The 15563-nt window shown below is 64.5% G+C and carries 20 protein-coding genes; 10 read left to right on the top strand and 10 right to left on the bottom strand.

The window, feature by feature from the left end; translation table 11 throughout:
• Nucleotides 1-31: 31 nt before the first annotated feature.
• Nucleotides 32-847, top strand: coding sequence for an ATP-binding protein (locus ACODSN_RS00215; protein WP_489052209.1), 816 nt, complete (start codon nt 32-34; stop codon nt 845-847).
• Nucleotides 848-854: 7 nt separating this feature from the next.
• Here ACODSN_RS00215 and ACODSN_RS00220 read toward each other — a convergent pair whose 3' ends face one another.
• Nucleotides 855-2183 carry a PQQ-dependent sugar dehydrogenase gene (locus ACODSN_RS00220; RefSeq protein WP_489052210.1) on the bottom strand — a complete coding sequence of 443 codons (1329 nt, stop codon included), beginning with the start codon at nt 2181-2183 and terminating at the stop codon, nt 855-857.
• A 45-nt stretch (nt 2184-2228) separates the two neighbouring features.
• Nucleotides 2229-2405, bottom strand: coding sequence for a hypothetical protein (locus ACODSN_RS00225; protein ID WP_489052212.1), 177 nt, complete (start codon nt 2403-2405; stop codon nt 2229-2231).
• A gap of 217 nt (nt 2406-2622) precedes the next feature.
• On the opposite strand from ACODSN_RS00225, the gene ACODSN_RS00230 reads away from it, so the two are divergent.
• Nucleotides 2623-2832, top strand: a complete 210-nt coding sequence (locus ACODSN_RS00230) for a hypothetical protein (protein ID WP_489052213.1) — start codon at nt 2623-2625, stop codon at nt 2830-2832.
• A 156-nt stretch (nt 2833-2988) separates the two neighbouring features.
• Here the strand turns inward: ACODSN_RS00230 and argC are convergent, their stop codons facing one another.
• From argC to ACODSN_RS00250, 4 genes are all read right to left on the bottom strand, one after another.
• Entirely contained in the window at nt 2989-3933 is a 945-nt protein-coding gene (gene argC, locus ACODSN_RS00235; protein WP_489052214.1) for an N-acetyl-gamma-glutamyl-phosphate reductase, read from the bottom strand.
• Nucleotides 3930-4853, bottom strand: coding sequence for a C40 family peptidase (locus ACODSN_RS00240; RefSeq protein WP_489052216.1), 924 nt, complete (start codon nt 4851-4853; stop codon nt 3930-3932). Before ACODSN_RS00240 ends, argC begins: the two co-directional genes overlap by 4 nt.
• Nucleotides 4825-5220, bottom strand: coding sequence for a MarR family transcriptional regulator (locus ACODSN_RS00245; RefSeq protein ID WP_489052217.1), 396 nt, complete (start codon nt 5218-5220; stop codon nt 4825-4827). Before ACODSN_RS00245 ends, ACODSN_RS00240 begins: the two co-directional genes overlap by 29 nt.
• Before the next feature lie 65 nt (nt 5221-5285).
• Entirely contained in the window at nt 5286-6680 is a 1395-nt protein-coding gene (locus ACODSN_RS00250; RefSeq protein ID WP_489052591.1) for a leucyl aminopeptidase family protein, read from the bottom strand.
• 139 nt (nt 6681-6819) lie between these two features.
• Here ACODSN_RS00250 and ACODSN_RS00255 point away from each other — a divergent pair, with 139 nt between their 5' ends.
• Nucleotides 6820-7020, top strand: a complete 201-nt coding sequence (locus ACODSN_RS00255; protein ID WP_489052218.1) for a hypothetical protein — start codon at nt 6820-6822, stop codon at nt 7018-7020.
• The gene (locus ACODSN_RS00260; protein WP_489052220.1) at nt 7020-7859 is read left to right on the top strand and encodes a DUF4163 domain-containing protein; all 840 of its coding nucleotides are present in this window, start codon (nt 7020-7022) and stop codon (nt 7857-7859) included. The genes ACODSN_RS00255 and ACODSN_RS00260 overlap by 1 nt, the downstream gene beginning before the upstream one ends.
• Before the next feature lie 3 nt (nt 7860-7862).
• Here ACODSN_RS00260 and rimO read toward each other — a convergent pair whose 3' ends face one another.
• The 3 genes from rimO to serS form a co-directional block, all read right to left on the bottom strand.
• Entirely contained in the window at nt 7863-9251 is a 1389-nt protein-coding gene (gene rimO, locus ACODSN_RS00265; RefSeq protein WP_489052593.1) for a 30S ribosomal protein S12 methylthiotransferase RimO, read from the bottom strand.
• A gap of 51 nt (nt 9252-9302) precedes the next feature.
• Nucleotides 9303-10346 carry a peptidoglycan DD-metalloendopeptidase family protein gene (locus ACODSN_RS00270; RefSeq protein ID WP_489052221.1) on the bottom strand — a complete coding sequence of 348 codons (1044 nt, stop codon included), beginning with the start codon at nt 10344-10346 and terminating at the stop codon, nt 9303-9305.
• A 65-nt stretch (nt 10347-10411) separates the two neighbouring features.
• Nucleotides 10412-11692, bottom strand: coding sequence for a serine--tRNA ligase (serS, locus tag ACODSN_RS00275; protein WP_489052222.1), 1281 nt, complete (start codon nt 11690-11692; stop codon nt 10412-10414).
• 140 nt (nt 11693-11832) lie between these two features.
• Here serS and ACODSN_RS00280 point away from each other — a divergent pair, with 140 nt between their 5' ends.
• The 4 genes from ACODSN_RS00280 (at nt 11833) to ACODSN_RS00295 (ending at nt 14197) form a co-directional block, all read left to right on the top strand.
• Nucleotides 11833-12201 (top strand): hypothetical protein, encoded by a 369-nt coding sequence (locus ACODSN_RS00280; RefSeq protein WP_489052223.1) that lies wholly within the window; start codon nt 11833-11835, stop codon nt 12199-12201.
• Nucleotides 12202-12210: 9 nt separating this feature from the next.
• Entirely contained in the window at nt 12211-12714 is a 504-nt protein-coding gene (locus ACODSN_RS00285) for a hypothetical protein (protein WP_489052224.1), read from the top strand.
• Nucleotides 12715-13296: 582 nt separating this feature from the next.
• The gene (gene dksA / locus ACODSN_RS00290) at nt 13297-13761 is read left to right on the top strand and encodes an RNA polymerase-binding protein DksA (protein ID WP_489052225.1); all 465 of its coding nucleotides are present in this window, start codon (nt 13297-13299) and stop codon (nt 13759-13761) included.
• Between the two features lie 67 nt (nt 13762-13828).
• The gene (locus ACODSN_RS00295) at nt 13829-14197 is read left to right on the top strand and encodes a PilZ domain-containing protein (protein ID WP_489052227.1); all 369 of its coding nucleotides are present in this window, start codon (nt 13829-13831) and stop codon (nt 14195-14197) included.
• A gap of 214 nt (nt 14198-14411) precedes the next feature.
• On the opposite strand, the gene ACODSN_RS00300 is transcribed toward ACODSN_RS00295, so the two are convergent.
• Nucleotides 14412-14570, bottom strand: a complete 159-nt coding sequence (locus tag ACODSN_RS00300) for a YdcH family protein (RefSeq protein ID WP_489052595.1) — start codon at nt 14568-14570, stop codon at nt 14412-14414.
• A gap of 190 nt (nt 14571-14760) precedes the next feature.
• Here ACODSN_RS00300 and ACODSN_RS00305 point away from each other — a divergent pair, with 190 nt between their 5' ends.
• Entirely contained in the window at nt 14761-14940 is a 180-nt protein-coding gene (locus ACODSN_RS00305) for a YdcH family protein (RefSeq protein WP_489052228.1), read from the top strand.
• Nucleotides 14941-15047: 107 nt separating this feature from the next.
• Nucleotides 15048-15527 carry a DUF1465 family protein gene (locus ACODSN_RS00310; protein ID WP_489052230.1) on the top strand — a complete coding sequence of 160 codons (480 nt, stop codon included), beginning with the start codon at nt 15048-15050 and terminating at the stop codon, nt 15525-15527.
• Nucleotides 15528-15563 lie beyond the last annotated feature (36 nt).

Consider the following 15563-nt stretch of genomic DNA (forward strand, 5'->3'; position numbering starts at 1 on the left):
CGCTAACGCCTGCGAGAGCTAAGCGCAGTCGATGACCGACCCCGTCCTGATCCGCATTGCCGACGCGCTGGACCGGCTCGCGCCGCCGCCACTGCCGTCCGCCGACCTCGGCGCTTCGCGCGCCTATGTGTGGGACGGGGCCGCCATCGCCGGGGTCGAGGATTTCGATCCGGTGGACTATGCGCTCCTGTCGGGCATCGACGCGCAGAAATCGGCATTGCTCGAAAATACGCGGCGGCATGCCGCGGGCCACGCCGCACATGACGTCCTGCTCTGGGGCGCGCGCGGCACCGGCAAGTCCGCCAGCGTCGCCTCCGTGGTCGGCACATTGCAGGGGGAGGGCACCGATATTGCCCTGCTGCAATGCGCGATCGACGAACTGGCGAGCCTGCCCCGCCTCTTCACGCTGCTGCGCGCGACCAAGCGGCCTTTCATCCTGTTTCTGGACGACCTGGGATTTGACGAGGGCGTCGGCGATGCGCGCGCGCTGCGGTCGCTGCTTCAGGGCGGAACGGCGGCGCGGCCGGCCAATGTCCGCCTCTATGTGACGTCGAACCGCCGGCATATCGTGCCGCGCCATTTGTCGGAGCAGGATGATCCGGTCAATCCGCGCGACGTCGTGGATGACAAGATGGCGCTGTCCGATCGCTTCGGACTGAGCCTTGGCTTCCATGCGATGGACCAGCAGGCCTATGTCGATATCGTCGCCGGCTATGCCGCCAGCCTTGGCCTCGCGTTCGACCCGTTGCAGGCGATTCAGTGGGCGACGCAGCGCGGCAGCCGTTCGGGCCGGGTCGCGTGGCAATATGTGGTCGAACTGGCGGGACGAAACGGACTGCCGCTCTGATCCAGCCTCAGCGCGTCGGCGTGACCCGCCAGATGACTCCGCCGACATCGTCGCTGACGAGAAGGGCGCCCGCCGCGTCGATTCCAACATCGACCGGGCGACCGCGTGCGTCGCCCTTGCTATCCAGAAAGCCGGTCAGGACATCGGCAGGCTTGGCTTTGCCGACCTCGCCATTATCCTCGAAGGGCACGAACACCACCTTATAGCCTGCCGCCGGCTTGCGGTTCCAGCTGCCATGCAGACCGACGAACGCGCCGTTGCGGAATGAATCGCCGAGCTTCGCGCCGGTGGCGAAACTCAGGCCCAGCGGGGCAACATGATTGCCCAGCGCATAATCGGGCCGCTTGGTATATTCGCGGATTTCGGGACGCTGCGGCTGGACCCGGCGGTCCTCATACCCGCCCCAATAATTCCAGGGCCAGCCATAAAAGCCGCCAAATTCGACGCGCGTGAGATAATCGGGAACCAGGTCGCTGCCCAGCCCGTCGCGTTCGTTGACGACGCCCCACAGCACGCCGCTTTCCGGCTCGAACGCCAGGCCGACAGGGTTCCGCATGCCGCTCGCGTAAATGCGGTAATCGCCGGTCTTGGGGTTCACTTCCAGCACATTGGCGCGATTTTCCTCAAGCTCCAGCCCGTTCTCGCCGATATTGCTGTTGGCGCCGACGCCGACATAGAGCAGGCCGGACGGCCCGGCGACGAGGCTGCGCGTCCAGTGCATATTGGGGCCCTGCGCGGGCAGGTTCAGGATCTTGCGGCCCCTGGCGGTGATCCTGGTATCGTCCGCCTTGTAGGGATAGGCCATCAACGCATCGGTATTCGCGACATAGAGCGTGTCACCCACCAGCGCCATGCCATAGGGCGAATGCAGACCCGTCAGGAACGCGCTTTTCAGCTCCGCGCGGCCATCGCCGTCCGCGTCACGCAACAGGGTTATGCGGTCGGGGGACGGGACACCGGCGCCCGCCTTGTCCATCAGATAATTCATGACCCGGTTGACGATGCCACTTGTGGGTCGGGGCGGGCTGTTGGTTTCCGCCACCAATATATCGCCATTGGGCAGGCGCAGCAGCGAACGCGGATGCGCCAGCCCGTCGGCGAGGCGGCTGACGGCCAGACCCTTCGCCGGCGTGGGATGTTCGCCCGCCTTCCACGGCCGCGCATCCGCGACATTGATCGTCGGGATGATTTCGCTGCGTGGTTCGGTGAACGACGGCTCGCGTCCCACGTCGGCCCCTACGGGCAATTGGGCCGTGTCACCGCGCGACAGATAGAAGAGGACGCCGCCGCCGAGCAGGAGAAGGATCAGGCTGAACGCGATCAGATGCTTTTTCATGTTCCTCCCTTATGCTCGCAATGGCGGACCGGCAAGGTCGCGCGCTTATCGGCCGCGTTCGCGTAGCCAGAGGATGACCGCGATCAGGATGCCGATGCCGGCCCCCGCCAGCAGCCCGGCGCTCGGCTGTCCCAGCATCCCGCCGCCGATCGCGCCGGCCAGGATCAGGAAGGCGATGATGGCGCCAGCGCCCGTGGGCGGCGATTGTCTTGGGCTGTTCATCGCGGATCCTTGCCACGGCCGTCGCGCCAAGGCCAGTCGCTTGTTCCTGTCCCGTTGCAGGACGGACCGTCTCGTCACGATACGCCTGTGCCGGGATGGGACTTGGCTAACGGCTACTTTACCTTCGCAGGGGGCTGCAAAGCGCCGAAAGGCATAACTGGCATGCCGATTGAATGGAGTATCCCAATAATAAAGGTCGCAAAAATCAGGGGGTTCCATGCAACTGCCATATCTGTCGGGCCGTCAGAGCTTCGAAGATGCCGCCGAATTGATCGCCCATTTCGGGGACAATGCTGGCTATGAGGCCGCCGCCCGCGCCGACCGCAGCAGGGACCTGGGCAATCACATCCATTTTTGTCACTGGCGACAGATTGAGCGGCTGATCGTGCTGCTCGCTTACGACCATCCGCTCGGCACCGTCCACTAAGCGGACAATCGACATTCAGTCCTGACGGCCTGCAAATGTCGATTTTCCGCGCTTCCGGTGCTCACCTACTTTGCGTAGGGTGCGCTCCGGGTCACGGAAAACCGCCATTTTCGGCTCGTCATCCTCTGAATGTCGATCAGCCCTGAACGGACGGCATTATAGCCTCAGGCTAGCGGTCTCGGGCAGCCCGGCGAGGATGTTGAGATTCTGTACCGCCGCGCCCGCCGCGCCCTTGCCCAGATTGTCGAGTGCGGCGACCAGCCGGACCTGACCCGCCCCCTCATTGCCGAACACGAACAGCGCCAGCCGATCGGTGGCGCCGACATGTTCGATATGCAATTGAGCCATGCTGGCACTGTCCGCCAATGACGTCACGCTGACGATCGGGGAGCCTGCATAGGCTTCCGCCAGCGCCGAATGAATATCGGCCACCGAAGGCGCGCCGGGCAGGGCGCGCAAGTGCAGCGGCACCTCCACCAGCATCCCGCGATAGGCGGTGGCGACGGCGGGCGCGAAAAGCGGTGGCACTGAGAGGCCGGAATAGCGCAGCATTTCCGGCGCATGCTTGTGCGCCAGACCCAGGCCATAGGCGCGAAAGCCGGTGGGCGCGCCGCCCGGCGCCTCATATTCCGCGATCATGGCCTTGCCGCCGCCCGAATAGCCCGATGCTCCCGACACCGTGATCGGGAAATCGGCGGGGATCAGCCCGGCCAGCACCAACGGCCGCACCAGTGCAAGGAAGCCGGTCGGCCAGCAGCCGGGATTGGCGACGAAGCGCGCGGCGGCCAGCCGTTCGCGGTGCCCCGGTTCCAGTTCGGCAAAGCCATAGGTCCAGCCATCGGCGACCCGATGAGCGGTCGATGCATCGATGACGCGGGTGCGATCATTGTCGATCAGGGCCACGGCCTCACGCGCCGCATCGTCGGGCAGGCACAGGATGACGACATCGGCGTCGTTGAGCGCCGCCCTCCGGGCAATCGGGTTCTTTCGGTCCTTCTCATCGAGGATGATGAGCGACAGTTCCGCGCGATCCGCGAGCCGGTCCGCGATTTCGATGCCGGTCGTGCCGACCGCGCCGTCGATGAAAATATGGCTCGTCATGATCCCAGTCTCCGCCGCGCGACGATCGGCTCCGCATGATCGACCGCCAGCCGCGCCACGACATCCGCCAGCGGCTCGATCACTACCGCCATCCAATGGGCATTGGCGTGGAGCAGCCGATCGCCATCCACCATGATCCCGACATGGCCGGGGAAGAATAACAGGTCGCCCCGCCGCAGCGCCGCGTCGGCCGCCAATGGCGTGCCGATGCCGTCCCGTTGCAGGTCGGTGTCGCGAGGCGCGGCAATGCCGCACTGGCCAAGCGCCGCCTGCACCAGACCCGAACAGTCGATGCCGCGATGGCCGCGCCCGCCCCAGATATAGGGCTGCCCCAGATATTGCTCCGCAACGGCGACCCAGTCTCTTTGCAGCAACCCGCTCGTCGGAGTGCCGATCGCAGCGACATGGCGCTGATGAACAAAGCCCTCGCCCGTCGCGATGAAATCGCCCGCGACCTCGCCCGAAAATTGCGCGCCCATGGGCCAATAATCGACGATCGACGTCTTGATATCGGGAGCACTGAACAGTGGCGCGGTGGTTGCGATCACATAATGGGTCGGCGTCTCGCGCGTATCCAGCGCATCGCGGCGGATATAGCCGACATAGCCATCATGGCCGCAAAAGCCCCACGCCCATTGGGTCGTAATGTCGAGGGCATGAAAGCTCTCGCCGCGCAAAAGCTCGCTGACGGCGACGGCGTTCGCCGAGGGAGAGGCCAGCACAGGCGCGCCGCTGGCCACGCAGGTCAGCTCGATCGCACGCGCATAATGGGCGGAGAAGAGGATGCCGGCGAGGGATATATCGGCCAGATCACCACGCGCCGCGTGGATGCGGCTGTCCAGCGCAACAGAGCGTCCCTCCAGCCTGAAATGGGTTCGTTCGGTGGGCGCGCTACGCGCGGGAGGGATTGAGCCTTTCATCGCGGCCGGTTCCTGCGATGAAATTGTGAAAGGCGTCAAGAAATTCCGCCCCTTTGGGGGTCCGGGCGATGAAAATATTCCTGCGGTCGGCCGCATCGCGCTCCCGGCGCAGATAGCCGAGCGCGGAAAGTTTGTTGAGCGCGCGGGTGATGACCGGCTTCGAAACGTTCAGCACTTCCGCTAGTCCACGCACGGTATGGGGACCGGCGCTGATATAAACCGTCATCATCAGCGCCATCTGGCGATTGGTGAGGTCGGGCTTTCCGGATCGGACATAGTCGACCAATGTGCGCATCCACTGATTCAGTGGTTTCTGGCCCGGCCGCTCCGTTTGGGCGCCCTCGTCCTTTATGGCTTGCGCGTTCATGATCCCCCAAACGCGCCATGGCCAATCCGGTTGCGTAACGGGTCGCCAAACTTGCAGCTTTTCGTTCAGCGCGGCCGGTAGCGGTTTTGCAGCATATGGAACACGGACCGCAACCCCAGCGCATCCCCTCCCTTGGGACGGCCGGGCCGGGCGGCGGGCCTCCAGGCGAAAGTGTCGAGGTGAAGCCACGGCGTTCCGTCGGGCACGAAGCGACGGAGGAACAAAGCGGCGGTGATGGCGCCAGCGAAACCGCCTTCGCCCGCATTATTGATGTCCGCTACGTCCGACTTCAGCATATCGGCATAGCCGTCCCAGAGCGGGAGCCGCCAGCTTGGATCGTCTACCGTCGATCCCGCCGCCGCCATCTCCGCCGCCAGCGCATCGTCATTGGTGAACAGCGCAGGCAGATCCGGTCCCAACGCGACGCGCGCCGCGCCGGTCAGCGTCGCGAAATCGACGATCAGTTCGGGCGCATCCTCGCCCGCTTTGGTCAGGGCATCGCCCAGCACCAGCCGTCCTTCGGCGTCGGTATTGCCGATCTCGACCGTGACGCCCTTGCGGCTTTGCAGAATATCGCCGGGGCGAAAGGCGTTACCGGCGATCGCATTTTCGGCCGCCGGGATCAGCAGGTGCAGCCGCACCGGCAGCCGCGCGCCCATCACCAGCCGCGCCAGCGCCAATGCATGCGCCGCGCCGCCCATATCCTTCTTCATCAGGCGCATGCCCGCCGATGGCTTGATGTCCAGCCCGCCCGAATCGAAACAGATGCCCTTGCCGATGATGGCGACGCGCGGATGCTGCGGATCGCCCCATTGCAGTTCGATCAGTCGTGGTGCGAAGCCGCGATCCGCCGCCTTCCCGACGGCGTGGAGCATCGGATACCCCTGTTCCAGCTCGACGCCGCGCGTGACTATGACCTGCGCGCCGAACGCCGTGGCCAGTCCGGTCGTGGCCGCCTCCAGATCGGGTGGTCCCATGTCGGCGGCGGGCGTGTTGACGAGGTCCCGTACGAGCGCCACCGCCTCGGCCAGCCGGACCGTGGAGTCGATCCGGCCTGCATCCCGGCTGAGCAGGATGCGGGGACCGGCCGGCTGCTCATCCTTGCGGTAACGGTCGAACCGATATTGCGCGGTCAGCCAGCCCAGCGCCGCAGCGCCCGGTGACGAGTCGATGAGCCGATAGGCGCCTTCCGGCAGGGCTTCGGCTATTTTCGCAAGGCACCATGGGCCAAGGCTGTCGACCTTCGCCACGCCTGCAACCACCGACCAGTCGGCGGGCTTCTCTCCCGGCAATATGGCGAACTCATTGGCGCGCCCCTGGAATTTCTGGGCGGCGACGATGGCGCGATTTTGCTCGGGTTGTCGGCTGAGCCAGTTGTTCAGGCCCTCCGCGTCCACAAGGTGGATCGCATGGGCGCTTTGGTCGTTGTCGGCTTTCAGCAGGTCGGCAAAGTCGGTCATGCCCCGGATGTAGGTGAAAGCGCCACGCGATGGAAAGCGCAATATTCGTCCCACGTCCCGCCCGGTCAGCCGCGCTAGGCTTTGTATGTCGGATGAAGAAGGCGTAAAGTCGCTCGATCAATCGCGGAAGGAGAAGATCATGATCCATGCCGAAAATGAGGCGCTTCAGGCGCTGCGTGCGCGTGCCTATTCGCTGGCCGAGACCGGACAATTCGACGGCGCCCATGCCGTGGAGAGGGCGTTGATCGCGGAAGGCTGGCCCAATGCCGGCGAGGCGCTTCAGAGCGAATATTCCCGCAAGGCGATCAGCGAACGGTGCCAGGCCGCCAAGGCGCATTGATGCGATTGCGCGCCATTTTGCTTTGCACGGGGCCGCTGGTCATGGCGGCCCTTTCGCTGTCGGCGTGCGGATCTGCCGACCACGGCGGCTCCGGCCAGAATGCCGCCGCCGATGTGCAAGCGCGCAATTTCGCCGAGCGGATGACCGGCGCGTCCACTGCCGCGCCATCCGCCAAGGCATTCGAGAAATCCGAAAAAAGCGCGTTGCTTGAATTTGCCTATGCCTATCCGGCGCAGGCGGCGGCGGTGCCCGCGCTGGTGGCGCGGTTCGACAAGGATATGAGCGTCGGGCGCGCCGACGCGCTCAAAATGGCGCGAGAGGACCAGGAAGCCGCAAAACAGTCCGACTTCCCGTTCCACGCTCATAGTGCGGAGGTTCGCTGGACGGTGGCCGCCGACACGCCGCGCTTTCTGGTGCTCGAAGCGACCCGCTACGTCTTTACCGGCGGTGCGCATGGCATGACCGGCTATGACGCGCTATTGTGGGATCGCGAGCGGAAGCGCGAAACCAGCTTTGCGGCGATGATGACGTCGCCAGCGGCCTTCGCCGCCACGATCCGCGATCGCTTTTGCCGGGAATTGGACAAGGCGCGTGCCGAAAAGCGCGGCGCGGCGGTCGGTCCGGGCGATGACGACTTCACCAAGTGCATCGACCCGATGAAGGAAGTGCTGGTCCCGACCTCGCGCGATGGCAAGCTGATCGACGGCGTGACCGTGGTGGTGGCCCCCTACAGCGCCGGTCCCTATGCAGAAGGCAGCTATGATATCGCGCTGCCGGTCGACACGCCGATGCGCAAGGCGATCAAGACGGAATATCAGACCGCATTCGTCGGCGGCTGATAGTCAGGGCGCGACCGGCACCCCGTACAGATCATGCTCGTCGGCATCCTCGATCAGCACCTCGAAAATATCGCCGGGCTGGTGACCCTGGCCGACATCGCGCAGAAAGACGTTGCCGTCGATCTCCGGCGCATCCGCCTGACTGCGGGCGGTCGCGCCGACGGAGCCATCCTCCTCGTCCGGCTCGCCGACCTCATCGACGATGACGGGCAGGACGCGGCCGACCTTGGCTGCCAGCTTGGCTGCGCTGATCGCCGCCGTCTTTGCCATGATCCGCTGATAGCGGTCTTCCTTGACCTCTTCGGGCACCGCGCCCGGCAGATCATTGGCAGCCACGCCCTCGACGGGTTCGAACCGGAACGCGCCGACGCGATCAAGTTGCGCCTCGTCCAGCCAGTCGAGCAGATACTGGAAATCCGCTTCGGTCTCGCCGGGGAAGCCGACCACGAAGCTCGACCGGATCGCGATGTCCGGGCAGATATCGCGCCACTTGCGGATGCGGTCGAGCACTTTGGCTTCATTGGCGGGCCGCTTCATCGCCTTGAGGACGCTGGGCGCGGCATGTTGGAACGGGATGTCGAGATAGGGAGTCAGCAACCCCTCCGCCATCAGCGGGATCACCTGATCGACATGGGGATAGGGATAAACATAGTGCAGACGCACCCATGGCGGCGCGCCGTCCGGCGTGCGCAACTGGCCGAGTTCGCGCGCAAGATCGGTCATATGCGCGCGCACATCGCGACCCTTCCACGCCCGCGCCTCGTGCCGGGTATCGACGCCATAGGCCGACGTATCCTGGCTGATGATCAGCAATTCGCGAGTGCCTGCATGGACCAGCTTTTCCGCCTCGCGCAGCACCGCGTCCACCCGTCGCGACACGAGATCGCCGCGCAGAGACGGGATGATGCAGAAGGAGCAGCGATGGTTGCAGCCTTCGGAAATCTTGAGATAGCTATAGTGGCGCGGCGTCAGCTTCAGGCCGCCCTCGGGCACCAGATCGACAAAGGCGTTGGGCACCGGCGGCGAAGCGTCATGCACGGCGTTGACCACCGCCTCATATTGATGCGCCCCGGTCACGGCCAGAACCTGGGGGAATTTCGCGCGGATCATTTCCGCCTCATTCCCCATGCAGCCGGTGACGATGACCCGGCCATTTTCCGCGATCGCCTCACCAATCGCCTCAAGCGATTCTTCTTTCGCCGAATCGAGGAAGCCGCAGGTGTTGACGAGCACGACATCCGCGCCCGCATAGTCGGCCGACATCTGATAGCCGTCCGACCGCAGCTTTGTCAGGATGCGTTCGCTGTCGACCAGCGCCTTGGGACAGCCGAGCGATACCATGCCCACTTTGGGCGCTTGCGGAAATTTGGTTGCCATGATCGCCGCGCACATAGGGATTTTTGCGCGCAATGTCACGGGCCGCGCGGAAATGGCACGAATAGCCTATGGCGCGGGTGGTAGCTGCCCCAGCGGATTGACCGGCACGCGATCCTTGCGCAGCTCGAAATGCAGCTTGGGCTGGCTGGCATAGCCGGTGTCGCCCGACAGGCCGATAATCTGTCCGCGGCTCACCTTCTGCCCGCGCACGACATCGACCCGGCTGGCATGGCCATAGGCGCTGACCCAGCCGCCGCCATGCGCGATCAGCACGAGGCCGCCGAACACCGCCACCTTGTCACCGGCATAGGCGACCACGCCATCGGACGCGGCGCGAATCGCCGTGCCGTCGGGCACGGCGATATCGATGCCATTGTTGCGCGCGCCGCTTTCGCCCGGCCCGAACCGCGATAGAATCTTGCCGCGCAACGGCCACGCGAAATGACCGGCAAAGGCGCCGGGCGTCGCGATCGGCACGTTGGAGGGCAGGGGGCGGGGCTGACGCGAGGCGGTGGCGACGGGCGCATTATCCGCTGTCGCGGGCTGTCCGCCGGTCAGCACATCATCAATATCGATGCGGAATGCGGCGGCGCGCTCCTCCATCGTCGGCGGCCGGCGGGGCGTATTGTCGGGCAACAGCAGTCGCTGGCCCCGACGCAGGACAAAGGGCTCGTCCAGCCCGTTAATATCGACGATCCGGCTCCACTGCACGCCATAGGCGGCGGCGATGGCGATGCCGGTCTCGCCTTCCGCCACCAGATGATAGCGCCCGCCGGGGATCGACAGTTTCTGCCCCGCGCGCACGGTGAACGGTGCGGCAAGGCCGTTTGCCCTCGCAATGCTTTCCGATCCCGCGCCGGTGCGATTGCCGACGCCGCGCAGCGTATCGCCGGGCTGCACGACATAGGTGGATGTGGCCACGGTCCGGGCGTTCGCCACCACCTGCTGCGCCGTCCAGACGGGTTCCGGCTCGATCACATCGACGGCGGTCGCATCCGCATCCAGCCGGGGTGGCGGGGTCTCGCGCGGGCCTTCGCCACGATTGGGGATGCAACCCGCCATGAGCACGGGCGCAAGGCACAGGAGCGATTTTACGGTCTGGCGCGTCATCGCTTCACTCCTAACCCCAACCTGCCGCCGATTCCATCCCGCAGATCGGTCGGCGCGGCGCGCCGCTACGTCGCGGGCGTCAGCGCCGTGAGACCACCCATATAAGGGGCGAGCGCATCGGGCACGGTCACGCTGCCGTCCGCCTGCTGATAATTTTCCAGCACCGCGACCAACGTCCGTCCGACCGCGAGGCCCGACCCGTTCAGCGTGTGAAGAAAGCGCGTCTGCTTGGCGCCTTCCGGCTTGTAGCGCGCGTTCATCCGGCGCGCCTGAAAATCGCCGCAGTTGGAGACCGAACTGATCTCGCGATAGGTCTGCTGGCTCGGCAGCCAGACTTCGAGGTCCCACGTCTTGCGCGCGCCGAATCCCATGTCGCCGGTGCACAGCAGCATCTTGCGATAGGGCAGGCCCAGCGCCTGCAATATGCCCTCCGCCGCCGCGCTCATGTGCTCATGCTCGGCTTCGGAGTCCTCGGGCGCGCAGATCGTCACCAGTTCCACCTTCTCGAACTGGTGCTGGCGGATGAAGCCCCGCGTATCGCGTCCGGCCGATCCCGCTTCGGATCGAAAACAGGGGGTGAGCGCGGTCAGCCGCAGCGGCAGACTGCCTGTGGGCACGATCTGCTCGCGCACGAGGTTGGTCAGGCTGACTTCGGCCGTGGGGATGAGCCAGCGGCCGTCGGTCGTGCGGAACAGATCGTCGGCGAATTTGGGCAATTGCCCGGTCCCGAACAGCGCTTCGTCGCGGACCAGCAGGGGCGGATTCACTTCCTCATAGCCATTGTCGCTCGTCTGGCGATCCAGCATATATTGGCCAAGCGCCCGGTGCAGCCGTGCCATCGGACCGCGCAGCGCGGTGAAGCGCGCGCCCGACAGGCCAGCGCCCCCTTCAAAATCCAGTCCCAGCGCCGGGCCGAAATCGGCATGGTCCTGGGCCACGAAGTCGAACGCGCGGGGTGTGCCCCAGCGGGCGACCTCGACATTGGCGGCCTCGTCCTCGCCTTCTGGCACATCGTCTGCGGGCAGATTGGGGATCGCCGCGAGCATGGCCAGCAGGGCCTCGCCGGTCTCGCGATCTTCCGCTTCCAGCGCAGGCGCCGTTTCCTTGAGGGTTGCGACCTCGGCCTTCAGGGCCTGCGCCTTGTCCATATCCTTGGCGGCCATCGCCTGACCGATCGCCTTGCTCGCTTCGTTGCGGCGCGCCTGGGACTGCTGCAACTCGGTCTTGAGCGCGCGGCTCCGCTCGTCCAGCGCGAGTATGTCCGCGCTGAGCGGGGCAAGGCCGCGACGGCCAAGGCCGGCATCGAAAGCGCCGGGATTTTCGCGGATGAAGCGGATGTCATGCATGGCCTGCCCTATGCCGCCGGGGCGTGCGCCATGCAACCCCGTGCGCCCCGCGAATGACGGGCATGAAAAAGGGCGGGTCCTTGCGAACCCGCCCCATTCTGCCCCACGCAGGCAAATATTTTCAGGCTGCGGCCTGAACCTTGCCCCGGTCGGCGAACCGCTTGCGGGCGATCAGCGCTACCGCCGCCGCGCCGAACAACAGCACCATGGGCGGTGCAGGGACGTCGGTGCCGCCGCTGCTGCCCGAACTGCCGCCGCTCGAAGAACTGCTGCTCGACGAGGAGGAACTGGAGGACGAGGAACTGCTCGAACCCGAACTGCCCGTCGATCCGGTGCTCCCGGTCGATCCGGTGCTGCCGAAGCTCGACGATCCGCCGGACGAGGACGAACTGCTGCTCGAAGAACTGGACGAGGAGGAGCTGGAGCCGCTGCTGCCGCTCGATCCGCTGCTGCCCGAACTGCCGCTGCTACCGGAGCTGCCGCCATTGCTCGATCCGTGGCCGCCATGACCGTGATCCTTGCCGCCATGGTCCTTGCCGCCCGATCCGCCCGAACTGCTCGACGAAGATGACGAACTGCTCGACGAAGATGACGAACTGGAAGAGGAAGAGCTGCTCGTCACATTGCCGCTGGACGTGGACACGTTGCCGCTGGAGGTCGAAACCCCGCCAGTGGACGTGCTGACGCCGCCCGTGGATGTCGAAACGCCGCCTGTCGTTGAACTGGTCGAGCTGCTGATGCCGCCCGTCGAGCTGCTGGTCGAGGAAATGACGACGGACCCGCCACCGCTGCCGCCGCCACCGCCGCCGAAAAAGCCGCCGATGAAACCGCCGCCGCCAAAGCCGCCGCCGCCCATGACCATCGGCACTGCGCCGCCGCCGCCCGACAGGACCGGCATCTCGGCCGGCAGCAAGGGCGCGGGCAGAGGAATGGGGGCCGCCTGTGTGGTGACGGTCACGCGATACGGCGCACGGGCCGTCACCGTCTTGACCACCTTGCGCTTCACCGTGCGGACGGCGTAGCGCTTGCGCGGCTGCGCCTTGGCGCTCTTCACACTGTGGACCACTGCCGGCCGCGCGCTTTCAGCGACATGGACGGCACCGCCGCCGATGATCGCCCCGCCGCAGGTGCAGGCGCATAATTTTGCCAAGGCCATTCGAACCGACATAGGATCCACTCTTTAATTCTTACCGGCCTGATCCACTGCTGAAATATTCAGTCAAGGACAGGCTGATATTGCCTATGCACAAGAACGCAAAAGAAAGCGTTAACTGCAACGCCATTAACCCTGAAATACGGACGCAAGTCGATAGAATTCAACCCTTATCCTCAAACTATATGGTTAACGTCCCATAATGGAACGAAGCCCATGGCATAGGTTGCAGCCTTGCTGCGCCCGCCGCCTTTTTCGATCCGTTGTCGCCATCTCGCCGGTGCTCGCGGGAAAGGGTGGAGTCGCCGCGCGGCGACCGGTCCGTTTTGCCGCTGAACGGAAGAGATGGGCGCTTGTATCGGTTCGCCCCGATGGCTATTAGGCGCCCTCAATCACCAGTCATGGCGCGCCGAAGTCGCAGCGCCCAGGGCCAATCGAGTCGGAGAGCCAGATGGCATCGCTCCTGAATTCCGGTACGGACGGCGAAAACCCGCCCAAGCCCGCTATTGCACTGCCCTCGGATTACCGCCCCTCGCCTGACGAGGAGTTCATGAACCCGCAACAGCTCGAATATTTTCGTCAGCGGCTGTGGGATTGGAAAAAGCAGATATTGACCGAAGCCGAAGGTACGCTCGCGGTATTGCAGAATGAACCGCTGCGCGAGCCTGACCTCAACGACCGCGCGTCAAGCGAGACGGACTGGTCCATTGAATTGCGCACGCGCGATCGCCAGCGCAAGCTGATTTCCAAGATCGACGCTGCATTGCGCCGGATCGACGATGGCGAATATGGCTTTTGCGAAGTGACGGGCGAACCCATTTCTCTGGGTCGTCTGGAGGCCCGGCCGATCGCGACCATGACCGTCGAAGCGCAGGAGCGCCACGAGCGGCAGGAAAAAATCTCCCGCGACGATTAACCGTTTTTCCATCAAATCCTGACAATGTCGCTGTTGAATAAACAGCAGCATTTCGTGAGATTTACCTATGGACGGCGGGCAGGATAATTCCGATCGGGGACCGGCGCGGTCTGCGCCGCGCGACAGCCTGTTCCTTTTGACCAGCTTGCGAACGCCGGATGAGGCGCCGCTCGGAAAAGCGCGTGTACGAAATCTGTCCGCAACCGGACTGATGGCGGATTGCGAACGGGCTATTCCGGCAGGCACGCGCGTCATATTCGAATTGCGCGGTATTGGCGAAGTCTTTGGGGTCGTCGCCTGGGCGCGCGATGACAAGATCGGCGTGGCGTTCGACAAGGATATAAATCCGCAACTCGCCCGCAAACCTGTCACCAAAGCGGAGCGCTCGGTCGGCATGCCCGATTATTTGCGGTCTACCCAGCTTCATCGCCACTAAGAGCGCCGCACTCGCCCAGACGCTGGCAGCCGTCCTGCGTTCGAGCGGGCGACCTGCGTTCCCAGCAGCTAAATGCTTGCCATTTCGTAGCGGAATCCACGCGACCCGGACCTGACCGATGCGGCCATGCCCCCGCGTGTTCGAACCAGTCACCGGAAGCGCGGGACCGGGCTATTGCCAGCCGGTCCCGACAGCATTCCGGACTAGTCTCGGCTCAATGCCGTTCGGTAATTTCTTCCTTCAGCCGCAATTTCTGCTTCTTAAGGGACGCCACCAATATAGCGTCGGGCATGGGACGACTCGTCTCGGCCTTGATTCGCGCGTCAAGACCGGCATGCTTGGCCGAAAGAGCTGAAATGTGGGTATTTTCCATGACATTCTCCTCAAGAGGGTGATGGATGATCGAGTAGATCATGGATCGTTCCTGATGTCTCGCGGGGATTGGCGCTTTGCGATGATATTAAACAAATTCGCGATGGTCCGCGCCTTCCACTGCGGCTATCACTCCTGCATGAACGGGTCCGCGCTGAGAAGGCAGGTGTGAGTTGAGTCAGGAAGACATCATGCGTCGCCTGGAACTGTTGCGCGTGGAACATCGCGATCTCGACAGCGCCATCATGGCGCTGGTGGCGGCGGGGTCCGCCGACCAGATGCAGCTGGCGCGCCTGAAAAAGCGTAAATTGCGCCTTCGTGACGAGATCGCGCTGCTGGAGGACGCGCTGGTGCCGGACATCATCGCCTGACCCGGCGATCATGGTTAATAAATCGCTAACCGACCCTCTATGGGACAAGTGCCGCCGAGATGCGTAACGGGCCTGACAAAATTGCAGAATTGTGCGAGCAAGGTGCAATGAAGGTCGCGCCATTCCTCGATCATGGACTCCACCGCCGTCTGGTTGATGGTCTTTATCTCGAAGCCATGGTGATGGCTGACGAGGCGCGGTCCTATTTCGACGCGAGCGAGGCGGCGGAACATGGTCTAGACGATCCGCTGAAACGGGTCGCCTTCACCTGTGAATCGCTCAAGGTCACGACCCGGCTCATGCATGTCATTGCCTGGCTGCTCAGCCAGCGGGCGTGGGAGCGCGGCGAGATTGACGGCGCCGAACTGCTCGATGAAAAATACCGGCTGGGTCGGGCGACAGCGACCGATTACGCGCTGGTCGGGACCTTTCCTTTCGCCGCTCGCGCGCTGGTCGAGGCGAGTCAGGAGCTTTACGGACGGGTCGCGCGGCTTCAGGATCGCATGGATATGATGGCGGGTCCGGGCCGGCCAGCCGGGGCAGGGCCAGCGCGCGCCTTGATGGATCGCCTGAACACCGCTTTTTGAAGGCAGCCATTTTGCCATATCTTGACTGGCCTTTCG

It is taken from the genome of Sphingobium sp. FG11 (assembly GCF_057809915.1).